22 protein-coding genes are annotated in these 19,360 nt (G+C 72.1%); 11 read left to right on the top strand and 11 right to left on the bottom strand.

Annotated elements, in window-relative coordinates; translation table 11 throughout:
* The first annotated feature begins 7 nt into the window (after positions 1–7).
* Together ABEA82_RS14200 and ABEA82_RS14195 are read left to right on the top strand one after the other, a co-directional pair.
* Positions 8–1,369 (top strand): phosphoinositide-specific phospholipase C-related protein, encoded by a 1,362-nt coding sequence (locus ABEA82_RS14200; RefSeq protein WP_345661811.1) that lies wholly within the window; start codon positions 8–10, stop codon positions 1,367–1,369.
* Positions 1,370–1,411: 42 nt separating this feature from the next.
* The gene (locus tag ABEA82_RS14195; protein WP_345661810.1) at positions 1,412–2,311 is read left to right on the top strand and encodes an aldo/keto reductase; all 900 of its coding nucleotides are present in this window, start codon (positions 1,412–1,414) and stop codon (positions 2,309–2,311) included.
* A 125-nt stretch (positions 2,312–2,436) separates the two neighbouring features.
* Here the strand turns inward: ABEA82_RS14195 and ABEA82_RS14190 are convergent, their stop codons facing one another.
* Both ABEA82_RS14190 and ABEA82_RS14185 read right to left on the bottom strand, forming a co-directional pair.
* Entirely contained in the window at positions 2,437–2,895 is a 459-nt protein-coding gene (locus ABEA82_RS14190) for a pyridoxamine 5'-phosphate oxidase family protein (RefSeq protein ID WP_345661809.1), read from the bottom strand.
* A 10-nt stretch (positions 2,896–2,905) separates the two neighbouring features.
* A complete protein-coding gene (locus ABEA82_RS14185) occupies positions 2,906–3,340 on the bottom strand; it encodes a tautomerase family protein (protein WP_345661808.1) in 435 nt (144 codons plus the stop codon).
* Between the two features lie 125 nt (positions 3,341–3,465).
* Here ABEA82_RS14185 and ABEA82_RS14180 point away from each other — a divergent pair, with 125 nt between their 5' ends.
* Positions 3,466–3,858: a VOC family protein gene (locus tag ABEA82_RS14180; RefSeq protein ID WP_345661807.1), complete on the top strand. Its 393-nt coding sequence runs from the start codon at positions 3,466–3,468 to the stop codon at positions 3,856–3,858.
* A gap of 47 nt (positions 3,859–3,905) precedes the next feature.
* The gene (locus ABEA82_RS14175) at positions 3,906–4,985 is read left to right on the top strand and encodes an adenosine deaminase (protein ID WP_345661806.1); all 1,080 of its coding nucleotides are present in this window, start codon (positions 3,906–3,908) and stop codon (positions 4,983–4,985) included.
* Here ABEA82_RS14175 and ABEA82_RS14170 read toward each other — a convergent pair.
* A complete protein-coding gene (locus tag ABEA82_RS14170) occupies positions 4,967–5,482 on the bottom strand; it encodes a mycothiol transferase (protein ID WP_345661805.1) in 516 nt (171 codons plus the stop codon). The genes ABEA82_RS14175 and ABEA82_RS14170 overlap by 19 nt on opposite strands.
* Positions 5,483–5,523: 41 nt before the next feature.
* Positions 5,524–6,408, bottom strand: coding sequence for a LysR family transcriptional regulator (locus ABEA82_RS14165; protein ID WP_345661804.1), 885 nt, complete (start codon positions 6,406–6,408; stop codon positions 5,524–5,526).
* Positions 6,409–6,525: 117 nt separating this feature from the next.
* On the opposite strand from ABEA82_RS14165, the gene mgrA reads away from it, so the two are divergent.
* On the top strand, positions 6,526–7,518 hold the full coding sequence (mgrA, locus tag ABEA82_RS14160) for an L-glyceraldehyde 3-phosphate reductase (RefSeq protein ID WP_345661803.1): 993 nt from the start codon (positions 6,526–6,528) through the stop codon (positions 7,516–7,518).
* Positions 7,519–7,573: 55 nt separating this feature from the next.
* Here mgrA and ABEA82_RS14155 read toward each other — a convergent pair whose 3' ends face one another.
* Both ABEA82_RS14155 and ABEA82_RS14150 read right to left on the bottom strand, forming a co-directional pair.
* Positions 7,574–7,861 carry a DUF1905 domain-containing protein gene (locus ABEA82_RS14155; RefSeq protein ID WP_345661802.1) on the bottom strand — a complete coding sequence of 96 codons (288 nt, stop codon included), beginning with the start codon at positions 7,859–7,861 and terminating at the stop codon, positions 7,574–7,576.
* A gap of 77 nt (positions 7,862–7,938) precedes the next feature.
* Positions 7,939–8,322, bottom strand: coding sequence for a nuclear transport factor 2 family protein (locus tag ABEA82_RS14150; RefSeq protein ID WP_345661801.1), 384 nt, complete (start codon positions 8,320–8,322; stop codon positions 7,939–7,941).
* A 336-nt stretch (positions 8,323–8,658) separates the two neighbouring features.
* Here ABEA82_RS14150 and ABEA82_RS14145 point away from each other — a divergent pair, with 336 nt between their 5' ends.
* Genes ABEA82_RS14145 through ABEA82_RS14130 form a run of 4 tightly spaced genes read left to right on the top strand, consistent with a single transcriptional unit; the run spans position 8,659 to position 13,809 of the window.
* Positions 8,659–9,069: a hypothetical protein gene (locus tag ABEA82_RS14145; RefSeq protein WP_003987947.1), complete on the top strand. Its 411-nt coding sequence runs from the start codon at positions 8,659–8,661 to the stop codon at positions 9,067–9,069.
* Positions 9,070–9,115: 46 nt separating this feature from the next.
* Positions 9,116–11,446: an FHA domain-containing protein gene (locus ABEA82_RS14140; protein ID WP_345661800.1), complete on the top strand. Its 2,331-nt coding sequence runs from the start codon at positions 9,116–9,118 to the stop codon at positions 11,444–11,446.
* A gap of 9 nt (positions 11,447–11,455) precedes the next feature.
* Entirely contained in the window at positions 11,456–12,826 is a 1,371-nt protein-coding gene (locus tag ABEA82_RS38665) for a hypothetical protein (RefSeq protein WP_425588518.1), read from the top strand.
* Positions 12,823–13,809: a serine/threonine-protein kinase gene (locus ABEA82_RS14130; protein WP_345661799.1), complete on the top strand. Its 987-nt coding sequence runs from the start codon at positions 12,823–12,825 to the stop codon at positions 13,807–13,809. The genes ABEA82_RS38665 and ABEA82_RS14130 overlap by 4 nt, the downstream gene beginning before the upstream one ends.
* Before the next feature lie 43 nt (positions 13,810–13,852).
* Here the strand turns inward: ABEA82_RS14130 and ABEA82_RS14125 are convergent, their stop codons facing one another.
* Positions 13,853–15,151: a streptophobe family protein gene (locus ABEA82_RS14125; protein ID WP_345661798.1), complete on the bottom strand. Its 1,299-nt coding sequence runs from the start codon at positions 15,149–15,151 to the stop codon at positions 13,853–13,855.
* Between the two features lie 335 nt (positions 15,152–15,486).
* Between ABEA82_RS14125 and ABEA82_RS14120 the strand changes: the two genes are divergently transcribed.
* Positions 15,487–16,476 (top strand): DUF6777 domain-containing protein, encoded by a 990-nt coding sequence (locus ABEA82_RS14120; protein WP_425588517.1) that lies wholly within the window; start codon positions 15,487–15,489, stop codon positions 16,474–16,476.
* 1 nt (position 16,477) lies between these two features.
* Here the strand turns inward: ABEA82_RS14120 and ABEA82_RS14115 are convergent, their stop codons facing one another.
* From ABEA82_RS14115 to ABEA82_RS14105, 3 genes are read right to left on the bottom strand one after another with little or no spacing between them, the layout of a single operon-like run.
* Entirely contained in the window at positions 16,478–16,894 is a 417-nt protein-coding gene (locus tag ABEA82_RS14115; RefSeq protein ID WP_345661796.1) for a PRC-barrel domain-containing protein, read from the bottom strand.
* Complete coding sequence (locus tag ABEA82_RS14110; protein ID WP_345661795.1) at positions 16,891–17,475, bottom strand: PRC-barrel domain-containing protein; 585 nt, start codon at positions 17,473–17,475, stop codon at positions 16,891–16,893. Before ABEA82_RS14110 ends, ABEA82_RS14115 begins: the two co-directional genes overlap by 4 nt.
* Positions 17,472–17,612, bottom strand: coding sequence for a hypothetical protein (locus ABEA82_RS14105; protein WP_167545773.1), 141 nt, complete (start codon positions 17,610–17,612; stop codon positions 17,472–17,474). The genes ABEA82_RS14110 and ABEA82_RS14105 overlap by 4 nt, the downstream gene beginning before the upstream one ends.
* Before the next feature lie 188 nt (positions 17,613–17,800).
* Between ABEA82_RS14105 and ABEA82_RS14100 the strand changes: the two genes are divergently transcribed.
* Entirely contained in the window at positions 17,801–18,265 is a 465-nt protein-coding gene (locus ABEA82_RS14100) for an ATP-binding protein (protein WP_345661794.1), read from the top strand.
* 144 nt (positions 18,266–18,409) lie between these two features.
* Here ABEA82_RS14100 and ABEA82_RS14095 read toward each other — a convergent pair whose 3' ends face one another.
* Positions 18,410–19,297 carry an RNA polymerase sigma factor SigF gene (locus tag ABEA82_RS14095; protein WP_345661793.1) on the bottom strand — a complete coding sequence of 296 codons (888 nt, stop codon included), beginning with the start codon at positions 19,295–19,297 and terminating at the stop codon, positions 18,410–18,412.
* Positions 19,298–19,360: the final 63 nt, after the last annotated feature.

The following is a 19,360-nucleotide window of genomic DNA, read 5'->3' as shown; positions in this document are numbered from 1 at the left end:
ACCTCCCATGCGCACCCCCCACGCCCTGCTCGCCACGACCGTCGCGCTGGCCGCCGCGGTCGTGGCACCTCAGCCCGCCGCCGCCGCTGTTCCGGCGCCGGGCACGTACTACGTCCAGAGCGCCACGACCGGGCTCAACGCGGCCGACAGCGGCGGAGCCGTGGAGCAGCACAGACCCCGCGGCAACGAGGACCGCCAGCAGTGGCGGCTGAAGCCGGACGGGGCCGCCCACCTCCTGGAGAACGCCGACGCGCCGGGCAACTGCCTCGGCCGCAGCGGCGATCAGGCCGCGACCGTCACTTGTGCGAGCGCCGACGCCGCCTGGGAGATCACCCCGGCCGGGGACGACCGGTACACGCTCAAGGTCCCGGGCGCCACGCGTCACCTCACGGTGGCCCCCAAGCCGTCCGGCGCGAACTACCCCGCCCGGCTCGGTGTCGGCGGGGCGGGCGACCTCGCCACCTGGTACCTCACCCCCGTCGACCCCGCCACCGCCCCCATGCCGCCCGAGGACCGCCGCACCCTGGACCAGGTCACCTTCCTCACCGCGCACAACGCGTACGCCAACGGCGTCGACGGCGGCTTCGCCCCGCCCTTCGTCAACCTCGTCCCCAACCAGACCCGCGGCATCGAGCGGCAACTCTCCGACGGTGTCCGCGGATTCATGCTGGACATCCACCAGACCCCGGACGGCGCGATCCTCTGCCACAACAGCTGCACCCTCGTCAGCAGGCCCGTCGCCCTGTGGGTCGACCTCCAGCGCATGGTCGACTTCCTCGAGGCCCACCCCGACCAGGTCGTCACCGTCTTCCTGGAGGACTACGTCGACCCGGGAGTCCTGCGCGCCGAACTCGCCCGCGTCGACGGCCTGTCGGACGTGCTGTACCGGCCCGACCGCACCGGCGTCCGGATGAACGGCTGGCCGGCCATGGCCGACCTGATCGCCGCGAACGACCGGCTCCTGATCTTCACCGACCACAGCCGCTCGGCCGACCAGTCCGCGGGTCTGACCCGGGACAGCTTCGGCGTCATGTACCAGCGCGAATGGACCGTCGAGAACTACTGGTCCATGGGTTCCGGTGTCGGTTCCTCCGACTGGTCCTGCTACAGCCGCTGGTACGACGCCGGCACCAACATCCCGCTGACCCGCACCGAGCCCGGATTCCGCCCGCTGTTCGTCATGAACCACTTCCGTGACGTCCCGATCGCCGGAACGGCCGCCACGGACAACACCAAACTCGCCGACCGGGCACGGCGGTTCTGCCAGCCGGCCGCCCGGAAGAAGCCCACCTTCCTCGCCGTGGACCACTACGACCTCGGCAACCCGGCCTCCGCCGTCGCCACCCTCAACTCGTACACGTATCCGTAAAACGGCTACGCCGGTCGGCGCGCCCCGTGTGAGACTCCGCCGATGAGCTCACAGACGATCACCGCGGACGCCGCGGGCACCTGGACACTCGGGGACCTGTCCGTCCACCGCATCGGCCTCGGCGCGATGCGGCTGACGGGCAGCGCCGCCTTCCACCACGGCACACCGAGCGACCGCGACCGGTCGATCGCCGTCCTGCGCAGGGCGATCGACCTCGGCGTCAACCACATCGACACGGCCGCCTTCTACTTCTCGTCGCTGCGCTCCGCCAACGAACTCATCAACAGCGCGTTGGCGCCGTACCCGGACGACCTGGTGATCGTGACCAAGGTGGGCCCGTACCGGGCGTACTCGGGGGAGTGGGGCACCTCGGCCCGCCCCGAGGACCTGCGCGGCCACGTCGAGGAGAACCTGCGGCAGCTCGGCCGTGACCACCTCGACGTGGTCTACCTGCGCCGGATGGCGAAGTACGACTCGATCGCCGAGCACTTCGGTGCCCTCGCGGAACTGCGCGAGGCGGGCCTGATCCGGCACCTGGGCATCTCCAACGTCGAACCCCGCCACCTCGCCGAGGCACAGGCCGTCGCGCCGGTGGTCAGCGTGCAGAACCGGTACGCCATCGACCACCCGGACCCCGTCACCGACGAACTGCTGCGGATCTGCGGCGAACAGGGCATCGCCTTCGTGCCGTTCTACGCGGTCGCCGGCGAGCAGGGGGAGCGCGGTGCCACCACCGCTCACGACGAGGAGGTGCTTGCCGTGGCCCGGGCCCACGGTGCGAGTCCCCAGCAGATCCGCATCGCCTGGACGCTGCATCAGGGCACGCACGTCCTCGCCATCCCCGGGACCGGTGACCCCGGCCACCTCGCGGAGAACGTGGCGGCGGGTGCGATCCGCCTCTCCGGCGAGGAACTGAAGCGGCTGAGCGCGTCGCGGTACTGAAGGCGTCTCGGCCACGAGCCCGCCGTGTGGAGCGTCGGCCTTCCGCTGTGCGTGTACGCCACGGTGGCCGCCCCACTCGCCACCACGCACGGGCGCGTCGCCGACCGCTCACGCGGGTCGGACCCTCAGACCACCCAGGTCCCGTCCCGCATGAGGTGCCGTCGGGGCAGCTCGTGCTTCTCGCACCACGCCTGCACCGCGTGCGGCCGCACCCGGAAGAACGCGTACGAGGCGTGGTCCTCGCGCGGGTCCCAGCCGGTCTTCGTGCGGAACGCCTCGACCGCCCCCTGCGGCACCTCACGCAGGGGGAAGGTGTCCACCTCCCCGTCCATCAGCACGACGTCCCGGGTGTCCCCCAAAGCCAGCCGGGCACGTCGGCCGTCCCGCAGATTGCGGCCGGTGGGATTCGTCAGCCGGGTGCACAGCCATGCGGACTCGTCGTGCCACACGAACCACAGCGGGACCAGACACGGCACCCCGTCCGAGTCCGCCGTGGCGACCCAGATGTCGATCTCCCGCTCCAGGCGGTCCAGCAGTTCCGCCTTGCGCTGTGCGGGCGTACGCGGCGGCTCGGTGATCTTCATGCACGAGACGCTAGCGGGCGAACGGGCCCCACGCCTCGGTCTCGGGCCCTACATCCCCAGGGCTCTCGAGGTACTGCGCCACCCCCTCGCCCAGCGACCAGTCCGCCGACTCGTTCTCGGTCAGGACGACGAACACGTTCCGCGGCTCGGTGCCCGCGTACGCGTGCGCGAGCTCGGCGATCCGCCGGTACAGCGCCTGCTTCCGTTCCGGCGTACGGCCCGAGCGCAGTGTGATCGAGACGTAGGCGATGCCGTCGTCACGCCGCACGCCGAGGTAGTCGTCGTACCGGAGGGTGCTGCCCCTGCCGTCGTGGTCCACCAGGACCTGGAACCGGTCGTCGGGCGGGATGCCGATCGTCTCCGTCAAGGCGTCGTGGACGGCGCGGCCGAGTGCGGCGAGGCGCTCCGGGCCGGCCCGGAGCGTGTCTATGCGGACGAACGGCATGGAGCCTCCAAGGTGTGGGTGACCGTGAGTGTACATACTAGTAGTTACAAATATGCGGCGTGGTTGGCATCCTGTGGGTTTTACGTATAACCTCTCGCGTCAACCCCACCCTCCGAGAGGCCACGATGAGACGTATCGCCCTGGTCACCCTCGTCGTCGACGACTACGACGAGGCGATCCGCTTCTACACCGAGGCCCTCGGATTCCGGCTCGCCGAGGATGCGCCCCGGCCCGACGGATCCCGCTGGGTCGTCGTCGAACCCGGCGCACCGGAGGCGGGTACCGGCCTGCTGCTCGCCCGCGCCAAGGGAGAGGACCAGGCCGCCCGGGTCGGGGATCAGACCGGCGGGCGGGTCGGCTTCTTCCTGCACACCGACGACTTCGCCCGCGACCACGCCCGGATGACCGCCGCGGGCGTGACCTTCCTGGAGGAGCCGCGGCACGAGCCCTACGGAACCGTCGCCGTCTTCCAGGACCTGTACGGAAACCGCTGGGACCTGCTCCAGCCCGCCGGCTGACCCCTCCTCCCTCCGATTCGAACCACCCGCTCCAGGAAAGACCCGCCATGACTGCTACGCGCGTAGACGCCGAAGTGATCCGCCGCCTCCCCAAGGCCGTGCTGCACGACCACCTGGACGGCGGCCTGCGCCCCGCCACGGTGGTGGAACTCGCGGACGCGGTCGGCCACACCCTGCCGACGACCGACCCCGGCGAGCTCGCCGCCTGGTACTACGAGGCCGCCAACTCCGGCGACCTGGTGCGCTACATAGCCACCTTCGAGCACACCCTCGCCGTCATGCAGCACCGCGAGGGGCTGCTGCGCACGGCCGAGGAGTACGTCCTCGACCTCGCCGCGGACGGCGTGGTGTACGGCGAGGTGCGCTACGCCCCCGAGCTGATGCTGAACGGCGGGCTGACCCTGGCCGAGGTCGTGGAGACCGTCCAGGAGGGCCTCGCCTCCGGCATGGCCAAGGCGGCCGCCGCGGGCACGCCGGTGCGGGTCGGCACCCTGCTGTGCGGAATGCGCATGTTCGACCGGGTGCGCGAGGCCGCCGACCTCGCCGTGGCGTTCCGGGACGCCGGTGTCGTCGGCTTCGACATCGCCGGCGCCGAGGACGGGTTCCCGCCCGCCGACCACCTGGCGGCCTTCGAGCACCTGCGCCGCGAGAACGTGCCGTTCACCATCCACGCGGGCGAGGCGCACGGTCTGCCCAGCATCCACCAGGCCCTCCAGGTGTGCGGCGCCCAGCGCATCGGGCACGGTGTGCGCATCACCGACGACATCCCCGACCTCGCGGCCGGCAAGCTCGGCCGGCTCGCCGGCTGGGTCCGTGACCGGCGGATCGCGCTGGAGATGTGCCCGACCTCCAACCTCCAGACGGGCGCCGCGACCTCCATCGCCGAGCACCCGATCACCGCGCTGAAGGACCTCGGTTTCCGCGTCACCCTCAACACCGACAACCGGCTGGTGTCGGGCACGACGATGACGCGCGAGATGTCCCTGCTGGTCGAGCAGGCGGGCTGGACCCTGGAGGACCTGCGCACGGTCACCGTCAACGCGCTGAAGAGCGCGTTCCTCCCGTTCGACGAGCGGAACGCGCTCATCCGCGACGTGGTGCTGCCCGGCTACGCGGCGGACGTCTGAAGCAGTCCCCGGAGGTAGGCGGCCTGTCCGATGTGCTGCAGATCGTCGGACAGGACGCTGACCAGCCGCACGCCCAGGGTGACCGGCGGGTCCCAGCGGTCGTCGACGACGCGCTCCAGGTCCTTGGCGGCCAGTGCGCGCAGGGCGCCGAGGGTCTGTGCGTGCACCGCGTCGTAGTAGCCGGTCAGCAGCTCGCCGGAGTCGACCCGGACCTTGGCGACCTTGGCCGGGCTGTGGCCGTAGCCCGTGTCGTGGCGGGGCAGGCCCAGCCCGAAGCGCTTCTCCCAGTCCTCGGACAGCCACACCTGGTCGAGGTCGAAGGCGTCGGCGATGTGATCGTCCTGAACGCGGGTGAGGTGCCAGACCAGCCAGGCGACGGAGTTGGTGTCGGGGGAGGGGCGGGTGCTCAGCTCGTCGGGCCCGAGCCCCTCGACGGTGGCGTGGACCTCTTCCTGGATGCGGTTGTAGCCCTCGATGAGGATGTCCTTCGCATGCATGGCTCCACCATCGCGCATCACCGCCTCCCGTGCGTCGCGGTTTACCCGCCCGTGTTCTCCAGCAGCGCCATCAGCGCCCGGGCCGCCGGGCTGGTGGCCTGCCGGGGCGGCAGCAGCGCCACCGTCTCGTAGACGGCCTCACCGGTGCCCTTCACGGGCAGCGCGGTCAGGGAGGCGCGCTTGTGCGCGAAGTGCCGCGGCACGACGGCGACGCCGAGGTTCTCGTCGACCAGGTCGAGCAGCGTGTGCACGTCGTTCACCTCCAGGGCCACGGTCCGCCGTACCCCCGCGGCGGCGAACACCGTGTCGGTGGTGCGGCGCGGACCCCAGTCGGGGTGGAAGTCGACGAACACCTCGCCGCCCAGCTCCTCCGGTGTGACCGCCGCGCCGACGGCGGCCAGCGGGTGACTGGAGTGGCACAGCAGGGTCATCGGCTCGCTGGTCAGCGGCACCGACCGCAGCTGGTCGGTGTCCGCCTGCGTCCGCACGGCGAACGCCAGATCGAGTCGCCCGGCCTCGACGTCCTCCGCGAGCGCGCCCGAGCCGGCCTGCCGCAGACAGATCTCCACGTCCGGGTGACGGTGCCGGAAGGCGGCGAGCAGCCCCGCCACATGCACCCCGGCGATGCACTGCTCGCTGCCCAGCGTGAGCATGCCGCGCAGCACGCCCTGCACCGCCGCCACGGCCTCGTGGGCCGTCCGCACCTGGGCCAGGATGCGCTCCGCCTCGACGAGCAGCGCCCGCCCGGCGGGGGTGAGCGTCACCCGGCGGGTCGTGCGTACGAACAGCGGCGTCTGGAGCTCCCGCTCCAGCGCCCGGATGGAGGCCGACAGGCCGGACTGGGACACCAGCAGACGTTCCGCCGCCCGGGTGAAGTGCTGGTCCTCGGCGACCGCGACGAAGTGCTGCAGATGACGCAGTTCCATGACTGAGAAGCGTAGCCGCTGAATTCCATCGGATTCTTCTGTTGGACGCATGGGAGCAGGTCACGCCAGAGTGGGCAGCGGTTGTTCCCCGACCGTGCCAACCCCTCTGGAGTCGCGTTGTACACCGCACACCCCGACCGCTACGCGGACATGCCCTACCGGCGCACCGGACGCAGCGGCCTGAAGCTGCCCGCGCTCTCGCTCGGCCTGTGGCACAACTTCGGCCCGGACCGGCCCGTGGAGACCCAGCGCGCCATCCTGCGCCGCGCCTTCGACCTAGGCGTCACCCACTTCGACCTCGCCAACAACTACGGCCCGCCGCCCGGTGCCGCCGAGTCCGCGCTGGGCGAGTTCCTGAAGTCGGACTTCGCGGCCTACCGCGACGAACTGGTCATCTCCACCAAGGCCGGTTACCTGATGTGGCCCGGCCCGTACGGCGAGTGGGGCTCGCGCAAGTACGTGCTGTCCTCGCTGGACCAGAGCCTGAAGCGGATGGGCCTCGACTACGTCGACATCTTCTACTCGCACCGCCCCGACCCGGACACCCCGCTGGAGGAGACGATGGGGGCCCTGCACTCGGCGGTGCAGCAGGGCAAGGCGCTGTACGTCGGTGTCTCCAACTACTCCGCCGAGCAGACCCGCGAGGCCGCCCGCATCCTGGGCGAGCTGGGCACCCCGCTCCTCATCCACCAGCCGCGCTACTCGATGCTGGACCGCCGTCCCGAGGAGGGGGGCCTGCTGGACGCGCTCGACGAGCTCCAGGTCGGCTCGATCGTCTTCTCCCCGCTGGAGCAGGGCCTGCTCTCCGCCCGCTACCTCGACGGCATCCCCGAGGGCTCCCGGGCGGCGAGCGACAGCCCGTTCCTGAACTCCGACGCGGTCACCGAGGACCTGGTGGGCCGGCTGCGCGAGCTGAACGGCATCGCCGAGGCGCGTGGACAGAGCCTGGCCCAGATGGCGCTGGCCTGGGTGCTGCGCGGTGGCCGGGTCACCTCCGCGCTGGTCGGCGCGAGCAGCGCGGGGCAGCTCGAGGACAGCGTCGGCGCCATCCGCAACCTGGACTTCGACGCGGACGAGCTGGCCAGGATCGACGCGATCGTCAAGCCGTAACCCCGCCACGCCCGGCCCGGGGCGGCTGCCCGCCCCGGGCCGGGGCCCGGGGGCTCTAGGAGCCGATCCGCTCCTCCAGGCGCACGGTCACCGTGTCGCCCTCGCCCTTGCCGATGGCCTTGCGGACGTCGGCCTTCACCGGCAGCTTGTGCGTGCCGTCGCCCAGCGCCATGAACGAACTGCGGAACGGATGCCCGTCGATCGTCCCGCGGACCTTGACCAGGCCACGGGTGCCGAAGAACTCGACGGACCGGGGCCAGACCAGGTAGGTCCAGCCGCCCTCGGCGGGGCTCTTGCGCAGGGTCGCGGTGAATTCCGTGTCCAGTTTTCCGTGCGTGGTCATGGCGTACGTCCTTCGCTCCCGGTGGCCTCTCACGGGAAAGACCACCGAGAGCCGGGAAACTCATCGCTCCGTCGGTCTCAGGCGCCGGAGGGCACCCGGTCCAGGAATCCGAGCACGGCCCTGATCCGGCCCTGCCCGTCCAGCGTGATCACATCCGAGCCGGCGACCGGCGCCGAACCGTCGGCCGCGCTCACCAGCTCCCACGAGAAGCGCGCGATGTCGTGGTGGCCGTCGACCGTGCCGGAGAGCCGGAACACGAACCCGGGGAACTGCTCGTGGGCCGCCGTGATCACCGCGGCGATCTGCTCGTGGCCGCTGACGTCTGCCAGGGGGTCGGTGTAGCCGCCGTCCTCGGTCCAGGCGGCGGCCACCGCCTTCTCCCGCGCGATCGGGTCCTCGGCGTTCCAGGCCTCGAAGTAGCGGGCGACGGCGTCCTCGTGACGGCGGGCGGTTGCGGACATGGGCGATCAGCCTCCAGGGAGGTCGGGTCTGCTGGTCGGGAGCCGGATCGACGCTCGTGGCGAACCCGGCGACCACCACCCTGCCCGGGCCCGGCGGGACCGTCGATTACCTCCGGGGTCATGCGCCCCGAGGGCGGCCCGGCGCGTTTCGGCCAACTCGAGGTGTGAATATGCCAGGAGACTGGCCGGAAAGGCATGGTGACAGTGTTTCAGCAGTGAACATACTGACCTGCGAGAGCGTTTTCACATCCAGCGACGGCGCCCTCACGCACAGCACGCGAGTCGCGGGACGACTTGGCCGGGCCGGCAGACGGGCGGGCGACGGGGGAGGGTCACGTGCACGACGAGTTTCTGTGCCATGTCACGGCCTACGGAGTCTGCGACGGCCGCCGCATCGGCGTCCCCCTCGGAACCTACCGGGCGCCCACCCTCGCCCTCGCTCTGTGGTGGCTGCGCGACCGCGCCTCCTGGATCGCCCAGCGCCTCGACCCCCGGCCGGACGCCGAGCACTTACCGCCGGGCGCGCTCGTGCCGGTCGCCGAGACCGTACCCGACGTGCCCACGCTGCTGCGCGCCTGGTGCGCCGATCCCGCCCAGCAGGAGCGGGTCGCCGAGGAGTTGGCGGCCGGACGGCTGGTGCGGATCGCCACCAGTGACGACACCACCGAGTACGAACTGCTCGCCGAGTCCGTGGACGCCCTGCGGATGCAGCGGGCGGCGCCCGTCCTGGGCATACCCGTGGCCTGACCCGCTCGCCGAGTCAGATACCGGGCAGATCGGTAGAATCTTGGTCATGGCGCAACCGTCGGTAGCACCAGAACTGGTCCTGGAGACCGAGACGGGCTCCACGGTGATGATGCCGGGCCAGGACTACCACGTGGGACGTGACCCGTTGAGCGACATCGTCATCGACGACGACCGGGTCTCCTGGCACCACGCGGTGCTGCGGCCCGAAGACGGACACTGGACCATCGAGGACGAGAACAGCACCAACGGCACCTATGCCGAGGGGCAGCGCATCCGCGAGCGGAACGTGGGCCCCGGCAGCGTCATCCGCTTCGGCAACCCCGCCGACGGGCCGCGCATGGTCCTGCTGGGCCGCCCCCCGCCGGCCCCGGAACGCCCCTCCGCCGTCTCCATGCCGGCCATGACCGGCACCTACCGGCGGCCCACCACCGTGCGCCCGCTGCCCGCCCGGACCGTCCGTATCGGCCGTGCCGCGGACAACGACCTGGTCATCGACGACCTGGTGGTCTCCCGCCGGCACGCCGAACTGCGCGCCCTGCCCGACGGCACGTACGAGATCACCGACGTCGGCAGCCACAACGGCACGTACCTCAACGGCAGCCCCGTGACCAGCGCACCGGTCCGCCACGGCGACATCGTCGGCATCGGCCACTCGGCGTTCTGCCTGGTCGGCGACGAACTCCAGGAGTACGTCGACACCGGTGAGATCTCGCTCGACGTGCAGGACCTCGCGGTCACTGTCGACCACGGCCGCAAGACCCTGCTCGACCACGTGTCGTTCCCGGTGGGGGAGAAGTGCCTGCTCGCCGTCGTCGGCCCGAGCGGCGCCGGCAAGTCCACGCTCCTCAACGCCCTCACCGGCCAGCGGCCCGCCGACCGCGGCACCGTCCTCTACGACGGCCGCGACCTCTACCGCGACTACGCCGAGCTGCGCCAGCGCATCGGCCTGGTGCCACAGGACGACATCCTGCACGCCCAGCTGACCGTCCGCAAAGCCCTCTCCTACGCCGCCGAACTGCGCTTCCCGCAGGACACCGCCAAGGACGAGCGGCGCGCCCGGGTCGACGAGGTGATCCGTGAACTGGGCCTGGAACAGCGCGCCGATCAGCATGTGCACAGCCTCTCCGGCGGCCAGCGCAAACGCGTCAGCGTCGCCCTGGAACTGCTGACCAAACCGTCGCTGCTCTTCCTCGACGAGCCGACCTCCGGCCTCGACCCCGGCATGGACCGCTCCGTGATGCACATGCTGCGCGGCCTCGCCGACGACGGGCGGACGGTCATCGTCGTCACCCACAGCGTGCTCAGCCTGGACGTGTGCGACCGGCTCCTCGTACTGGCGCCCGGAGGGAAGATCGCCTACTACGGGCCGCCCGAGGACGCCCTGGCGTACTTCGGCTTCGAGCAGTGGCCGGAGGCCTTCGAGGCGTTCGACCGGGACACGGACCGGGGCTGGGCCGAGGAGTACCGCGCCTCGCCCTTCCACGGCCGGTACGTCGCCGACGCCACCGCCCAGCCCCGGCAGCCGCGGTCCGGGCCGGTCGTCATCACCGCGCCGCCCCGGCCGCGCAGCAGGACCGCCCAGCTGAACACGCTGGTGCGCCGGTACGCCTCCGCGCTCAGCGCCGACCGCACGTTCCTGATCATCATGATCGCCCTGCCGTTCGTGATGGGGGTGATGGCGCGGGCCCTGTCCGGCGGCAGGCTGACCGCCGACACGGCGATGAACACGCTGCTCATCCTGTGCGTCGGCGCGGTGCTCACCGGCGCCGCCAACGCCGTGCGCGAGCTCGTCAAGGAACGCGTGATCTACCAGCGGGAGCGGACGGTGGGCCTGTCCAGATCGGCGTACCTGATGTCCAAGGTCGTCGTACTGGGCGTCATCACCGTGCTGCAGGCCCTGGTGCTCACCGTGGTCGCCCTGCTCGGCGTCGACCTCGGCGCGCCCGGAGACGAAGGTGTGATGATGCCGCCCCTGGTGGAAATCGCCGTCGCCGTCGCCCTGTTGGCGTTCACGGCGATGATGCTCGGGTTGCTCATCTCGGCGCTGGTGCGCAAGGAAGAGGTGACGATGCCGCTGCTGGTGCTCGTCGCCATCGTCCAGGTCGTGTTCTGCGGTGCGCTGCTGAAACTGGACGGCGTGCCCGGTCTTGAGCAACTCGGCTGGCTGGTTCCGGCGCGCTGGGCGCTGGCGGCGATGGCCGGCACCGTCGACCTGGCCCGGATCGTGCCCGACGACCTGACCAACGACCCGCTCTTCGACCACTCGGCGGGCACGTGGCTGCTCGACGTCGGGATGCTGGTCGTGCTGTCGGTGCTCTTCGGCTTCCTCGTGTCCCGGCTGCTGCGCCGGCACGAACCGGCCGTGATGCGGAAGTAGGGGGCGCCTGTGACGACTCCCGGTTTCCGGCCCACCCACGTCGTCCCGCAGCACGGGATGCCGGCCTGGGAGGCCCCCGACCCGGCCCGGCCCACCGTGGACCTCGACCCCCTGCTTCCCGTGCAGCTGCTCGAACGGCAGGGCGACTGGGGGCATGTGCTGTGCTTCAACGGCTGGTCGGCCTGGGTCGACGGTCGCCGCCTGGTCGCCGTACCGCAGGACCCGCCCTCGGCGGACGGCCCGCTCACCCGCACCGCCGACCCGCGTCCGCTGCTGGGGCGCGCGCAGGAGGCGCTGGCGCGCTATCGCTCGGCGGTCGAGGATCTCGCGAACGGCCTCGACCGGGAGTCGTTCCACACCCGCACGCGCGGGCTGCGCATCGGTGTCGTCGTCGACGGCGAGTCCGTGTGGCTCTACGACGCCGCGCACGGGCACTGGGTGTACGCCGAGGGCGCCGGCGCGAGCACGTACGCGACGGACGAGACACCCCGGGCCGACGACGCGTCACCCGGCCCGGCCGAGGCCCCGGCGCGAGCCCCCACGCGGGTGGTGCCGCCCGAGTCCACGGAGGAGCCGCCCGTGGCCCCCGAGGAGCGCCCCGGACCCCGAATGCCGCCCCACGCCGAGGAAACCCCACACCCACCCGAGCCGCACCCCACCCCGACCGCACCTTCGGAGCCGACGGGGGTGGTGGCGCCGGAGGGGCCGGAGTTGGCCGTGCCGTCCGAGGGCCCAGGATCGCCGTCGGCCGTGCCACCGGGGGCGCCGGAGCCGACGCGAGTGGTGGTGCCGGATGGGGAGTCCGCGCGGGCCGTGCCGCCGGGAGGGCCGGAGCCGACGCGCGTGGTGGGGCCTGAGGGGCCGGAGCCGCCCGTGTCGTCCGAGGCTCCCGGATCTACGCCGGCTGCGCCGCCAGGGGCGCCGGAGCCGACGCGCGTCGTCGCGTCTGAGGAACTGGGACCGGGGCAGGCCGTGTCGTCCGAGGCTCCCGGATCGACGCCGGCCGTGCCGCCGGGGGCGCCTGAGGCAACGCGGGTGGTAGGGCCGGAGGGGCCGGAGCCGGCCGTGCCGCCTGAGGCTCCCGCATCGTCGGCCGTGCCGTCTGAAGGGCCCGAGCCCACGCGGGTGGTGGTGTCCGAGCCGGCTCGGGGCGGGGCTGACGACGGGCCCGGACTCGCTCGTGCCGTCTCTGCGGAGGAGGAGGCCGGGGAAGTCGTCCGTCCCGCGCAGGCGGAACCCACGCGGGTCGTGTCGTCCGAGGAGGACGGGGAGGGGCAGGAAGCGGCGGAGGAGGGGGACGACTCCGCCGAAGCGCCGCCCACTCGGGTCGTGGGGCCCGAGCCGACCCGGGCCGTATCGCCCGAGGGTGATACCCGTTGAGCCGCGAGACGAGCCTGTTCTCGGGGCGGCCGTCCGAGCTGATCGGGCAGCAGATCGCCGGGTACCGGATCGAGCAGGAGATCGGGCGCGGCGGCATGGCGGTCGTCTACCGGGCCCGTGACCTGCGTCTGGAACGCACCGTCGCGCTCAAACTGCTCGCCCCGGAACTCGCCCGCAACGACACGTTCCGGCGGCGTTTCACACACGAGTCCAGAGCCGCCGCCGCGATCGACCACCCGCACATCGTGCCGGTCTTCGAGGCCGGTGAGACGGACGGCGTGCTGTACATCGCCATGCGGTTCGTCGCCGGCAGCGACCTGCGCCATCTCCTGGACCGAGAGGGTCCGTTGCCGGCGGCGACCGCCCTGCGCGTCGCCGCCCAGGTCGCCTCCGCGCTCGACGCGGCCCACGAGCACGGGCTGGTGCACCGGGACGTCAAACCCGGCAACATCCTGGTGTCCCGTGGCACCGACAGCGACCACCCTGAGCACGTCTACCTGACCGACTTCGGCCTGACGAAGAAGTCGCTGTCGCTGACCGGGTTCACCACGGTCGGCCAGTTCGTCGGCACGCTGGACTACGTCGCCCCGGAGCAGATCTCGGGCCGCCCGGTCGACGCCCGTTGCGACGTCTACGGCTTCGCCTGCGTCGTCTACGAGGTGCTCGCCGGCCACCCGCCGTTCCGCCGGGACGACGACATGGCTCTGCTCTGGGCCCACCAGTACGACGATCCGCCGCCGTTGACCGAGGCCCGCCCCGACGTCGCCCCGCAGGCCGACCCGGTCTTCGCCAAAGCCCTCGCCAAGAGCCCCGACGACCGGTACCCGTCCTGCCTCGCCTTCGTCGCCGCTCTGCGCGCCGCGACGAAGGGCAGCGGGCCCGAGCCCGGCCGCGGGGCCACCCGGGTGACCCGGCAGCCCCCGGAGAGACGGCCGAAGCCACCGCCGCGCTGGGCCGAACCGGTCTTCGTGGAGCGGGAGTAGGCCCGCCGCCACCGCACAGCCGGCACAGCCGGTGCGCCTCCCGTCAGCCCACCCTCTCGGCGCGCACCTCACCCCGTCGCCGGACGTGCCGCGCCAGCAGCGCCCCGGCGTACCCGGTCACCAGCCCCCAGGGGACGGCCAGACCCACCGCACCCCACAACTGGGGCCTGAGGAACAGCCGGCCCCCGAGGCCGCCGCCCAGGTCGCCGATGCCGAGCACCGACAGGCCGAAGTGCGCGGAGAGACGCCCGACCAGGCAGATCATGAACACGGTGAGCACGAGGGCGGCCGCCATGTGCACGGCGTGCTGCCAGGCCCGGACATGGGCCGGCGACCGGGCCGCCATCACGAACGCGGCGGCGACCAGCAGCACCACGTCGACGACCAGCAGCCACCACACCCGGCCGTCGTACTGGGCGAGCGTCCGCAGGTTCAGCTCGGCGATGTCCGGGGTGCGCAGCACCTCGTCGAGGACATGCGGCATGGGCAATCCGAACGGCCCCTCCACCCGGCCGTTCCACGTGGCGCCGAGGCCGATCGTCAGTGCCAGCCACACCAGGTTGGGCAGGCCCAGCAGGATCACCGCGAACGTCTCCCTCGCGTGTCCCTTGGCCGCCGCGACGACCAGGGCGATGAGCACGCCGATGGCGACACAGGCCAGCAGCAGCGCGACCATCGCGTACGCGGCCGGACGCACCGAGGTCTGGAAGCGCAGCAGCCCGCCCGGCAACGGGGCGCCGCGCGACACCAGCAGGGCCAGCACCAGCACACCGGCCAGCCACACCATGCCGACGAACACGGACAGCGCAACGTCCGTGGTGAAGCCGATCCGCGGCGAAGCGCCGAACAGGTCGCCGAGTTCGCCCAGCTCGTCGTCGCCGAGCGAGATGTCGAACGTGTGCCGTGCGGCGAGCGTCAGACCGATCAGCGCGAGCAGCCACAGGGCCGCGACCCTGCCGGCCCAGCCGGCGAGCTCCGCCGTACCGGCGACCGCGCGGTGCCGCAACGGCCGCAGAAATCCCCAGGCGACCACCAGCGCGCCGGTGAGCGTGACGGACAGCGGGATCACGGTCAGGCCCGCCTGGGTGCCGGCGAGGTCGCCGGCGCTCCCGGAGAGTCTCACCGTGCCCCCGACGGCCGTGACCATCGTCGCCGCGGTGACCGGCACGAAGGCGCCGTCCGGGAGGTCCGCGGCTCCCGCCGCCCACAGGCCGAGCGAGGCCACCACCGCCATGGCGAGCAGCGCGCCGACCACCGTGACGAGGGCATGCCCCCAGCCGTGGCGGGCGACCGCCCGCTCGCCCGAGGTGTGTGCCTGCCTGGAGGGGGTGCGCGAACTCACGCTGCCACGCTAAGCAGCCCCCGTGCCGGACGCCCGTCGGGAGGTCCGTCCGCGTCGGCTTGCGGGCCGGACGGAATCCGGGCACACAATGAACTCGTAGTGGACAAAGCGGCATGGACCAGGACCAGACGCCTGGAGTGTGCGAAGGCCGCGGAGAACCCGCGTGGGAAGAGGAGCTCGTGAGCGTCGAACCACCGTCGTCCGGCCGCCCCACAGGCCCTCCCTCGGGCCCGCTGTCGGGCCCGTCCCAGCCGCCGTCCGGGGGCGGCCCGCCCTCCGAACCACCGACCGGGGGCGGTGAGTCACCGGAGCCGCGCCGCCCGTGGTGGGGGTCCGTGCCCCGGGTCGCGCTGATCGCCGGTGCTGTCGTGGCCGCGGTGATCCTGGCCGTGGTGCTCACCCGGCCCGACGGCGGCACCGGCGGCGCGTCCGACGGCGGCACCAGTACGTCCGACGGTGAGATCTTCCTCCAGCCCGCGGCCGACACCGGGCCGGACCCGTTCACCGACTCGACGGCCGAGGAGAGCTCCGCCCCGCCGACCACTCCCACGCCCGCCGGAACGGCGTCGCAGAACGCCGTCCGGGGTGTGGACGGCGGATCGCCCGGTCTGTACGGCGGCACCCGCAACGTCTCCAGCTGCGACGTGGAGAAGCAGATCACGTACCTGAAGGGGGCCCCGGACAAACAGCGCGCGTTCGCCTCGGTCCTGCGCATCGACCCGTCGGACGTTCCCTCCTACCTCCGCTCGCTCACCCCCGTGCAGCTGCGCATGGACACCCGCGTCACCAACCACGGTTTCCGGGACGGCCGTGCCACCGCTTATCAGGCGATCCTCCAGGCCGGCACGGCCGTACTCGTCGACGACCGCGGCGTGCCCCGGGTGCGCTGCGCCTGCGGCAACCCGCTGACCCCGCCGGTCGCCCAGCGGACCGCGCCGAAGACCACCGGCAGCAAGTGGCCCGGTTACAAGTCGTCAGGCGTCGTCGTGGTGACACCCGCTCCGGATCCGATCGACGTCTTCGTCATGTGCGAGCCCGACGGCGACTGGTTCAAGCGCGACACGGGGGACACGGGCAAGAAGGACCGCAAGACCCGGCCGCCGCACCAGCCGACCCCGTCGGTGACCGGCACCACGCCGACGTCACCGACCGGTCCGGCCTCGCCGAAGCCGCCCACGGGCGAACCGCCGGCCTCGGACGGCGAGACGACGTCCGAACCACCGACGAACGAGCCGCCGACGTCGGAGAACGTGCAGTCCCCGCCCGGGAACGACACCGGAAGCGGCACCGGGGGCGGCACGACCGAGCAGGCCCCCTCCTCCTGACTCAGCCGGCACGGACCACCAGGGCGTAGTCGCCGAGCCCGAGCAGCCGATCGGCCGGCAGATCGCCCTGGACGGTGCGGACCGCCTCGATGCGGCCCGTCTCCGGCTCGAACACGACGTCCTGGACGGTGCCGAGCTGGTCACCCGTCTCGGCGAGGATCCTGAGACCCGGCAGCTCATGATGGGGCGGCGCCTCGGCCGGGGCCGCGGCCGAACGGACGAGCACGGCGTCCGGCCCGATGGCGTGCAGGGCGCCCCAGGCCAGCACCGTGTCCTTGCGGGTGTGCCTGCCCCGGACCCGGACATGGGTGACCACACCGGACGGGGCGTCGACCGTCAGCGACCTCACGACGCCGATCTCCTCCGCCTCGGTCAGTGTCAGGACCGGCAGACCCCGGGTCTGCGAGAAGAGCATCATGACGGTGTCCCCTCCCGGCCCTCGTGGAAGGCGCCGACCCGGGCCGCGAAGGACGGCAGGTCGTCGGCGACGTAGCGGGTGGCGTCCGCGGGGATGACCAGCGCCCGGCCGGACACGGCGAGCGTCTCGCCGCGCGGTACGTACACCCGGTGCCGGCGGCGCCGGGAACCCCGCACCAGATCCTTGCCCGCGGCGATCCGGAAGCCCACGACCCGGCCGCTCGTGCCGCCCTCGACGACCACGTCGAGCACCGTGCCGACCTCGGCGCCCTCGTCGGTCAGCACCCTCGCGTGCAGCACCCGTCCCTGCTGGGCCTCACGGCGCGCCACCACGACCGGTGTGTCCGCGAGGACACCGGCGTCGACGATCATGACCGCTTCATGGCCCAGCGAGTGCACCGCCGTCCAGGGCAGGCTCTGCTTCAGCGGACCCGACAGCAGCCCCCGGCCGCTGAGCGTGAAGCCGGTGATGCGCCCGGCAGCGGCGTCGAAGACGGTGTCCTTGATCTGGGCGACGGCCTCGCCGCCCAGGGTGACCACCGGCAGGGTGGTCAGGCTCCGTGCCGCCATCAGCTCGTTCATCGCGGGCCCTTCCCGCCGGGCCGGCGCCGTACCGCGATGACCGTGCCCGACCGCCGGCCGGCCTGCACGGCGAGCGTCACCACGGCGACGACGGCGAGCGCCGCGATCACCACGACCAGCCATATCCACCAGACCACCGCACACCTCCGGCGATCCGGACCGGCCGCCGTCGACCGGTCCTGATTCCTTCCGGGTGCCCCGTGCGCGGGGGACAATACCCCGGGGGCGGGACGGGCCGAAGACCTGTCAGGACTGCAAAGCCCGGCTCGGGGTACGAGCACTGGTGCAGAGCGTCCGGCCAGCCCGGCTTCCCGGAGAGAAAAGAATGATCGACCACCTGGACGGGGCAGTGATACCGACTGGTTTCGACGTGCCCGTGGAACCGCTGAGGCGGGCGGCACACTACACCGGCGAGCAGGGCTGTATCGCCGAAGCGCGGTCCTTCGCCGCGCTCTTTCTCGACCAGCTCAGGACCGAGTGGTGCGCGCGCATCGACGACCGGGCCGACGGAGCGGTGCAGCTCGTGGTGAGCGAGCTGGTCACCAACGCGGACCGGCACAGCAACGGGCCGTACATCCTGGAGCTCGTCGGTACGGACACCTCGGTGACGGTGTCGGTCTACGACAGCAGCTCCGCACTGCCCCGTATCTTCCCGCGCAACCCCGAGCGCATCGGGCGGCACGGCCTGGAGATCGTTCACGCGCTCGCGGAGCAGGTCAGCGTGGAGCGGGTGCCGGTGGGCAAGCGGGTGCGCGCCGTGCTGCCGCTCAAAGCCGTGACCGACGGATAGGCCGCGCGCGTGCGCCCGGGCCGTGCGACCCGGGCCATGAAAAAACCGGGAAGCGAACTGGGCGAACACGACGGCGGGTGCCGTCCCACTCCCGCGTGGGGGACGGCACCCGCTGGTCTTCGCCGGGCTGGTACGCCGGCCGCGTCAGGCGCAGCCCAGCTCGCCCAGCATGCCCTGGCGCAGCCGCGTGATGATCCGCTTGATCAGGCGGGAGACGTGCATCTGGGAGCAGCCGAGCCGCTCGCCGATCTCCGCCTGGGTGGCCTCCTCCACGAACCGCATGTGGATGATCTGCCGGTCGCGCTCGCTGAGCTCCGCCATCAGCGGGGCCAGCGAGTGGAAGTCCTCGACGAGCCGCAGCCCGTCCTCCTCCACGCCGATGAAGTCGGCCAGGACAGCCTCGCCGCCCTCGGGCCCGTCGCCGGTGAGCGCGGCGTCCAGCGATGACGAGTTGTACCCGTTCGCGGCGATCTGCCCTTCGACGACCTGGTTCTCGGAGATGTTCATCAACGTGGCCAGCTCGGAGACCGTCGGCTCGCGGTCCAGTCGGCTGGCGAGCTCCTCGCGGGCCTTGGCGAGCTCCACCCGCAGCTCCTGGAGCCGCCGCGGCACGTGCACCGCCCACGTGGTGTCCCGGAAGAACCGCTTGATCTCGCCGACGATGTAAGGGAGAGCGAAGGACGTGAACTCGACCTCGCGCGACAGCTCGAACCGGTCGATGGCCTTGATCAGGCCGATCATGCCGGTCTGGACGATGTCCTCCATGTCGTCGCCGCGGCCCCGGAACCGGCCGGCCGCGAACCGCACGAGCGACATGTTCATCTCAATCAGGGTGTTGCGCGCGTACTGGTACTCGTGCGTGCCCTCTTCGAGTTCCGTCAGGCGCTGGAAGAACTGGCGGGACAGTTCCCTGGCGTCCCGCGGAGCCACGGACCGGGGGTCCACGACTCCGGGCAGTGCTCCGTCACCCGCGCTGGCCTCGGAGTTCTTCTCCACGGCCTGTACCTTCGACCGGATCACGGCGGTCTCCATTACCTCTCCCACGAAAGTCACGGCTGGCATCTGCCTGGGTCACTCCGGGTTTCGGGTACCCCG

This window comes from Streptomyces venetus (assembly GCF_039540295.1).
GTDB lineage: Bacteria > Actinomycetota > Actinomycetes > Streptomycetales > Streptomycetaceae > Streptomyces > Streptomyces venetus.
Note: the sequence above shows the minus strand (reverse complement) of the source record. Positions and strands in the feature narration are given on the sequence as shown.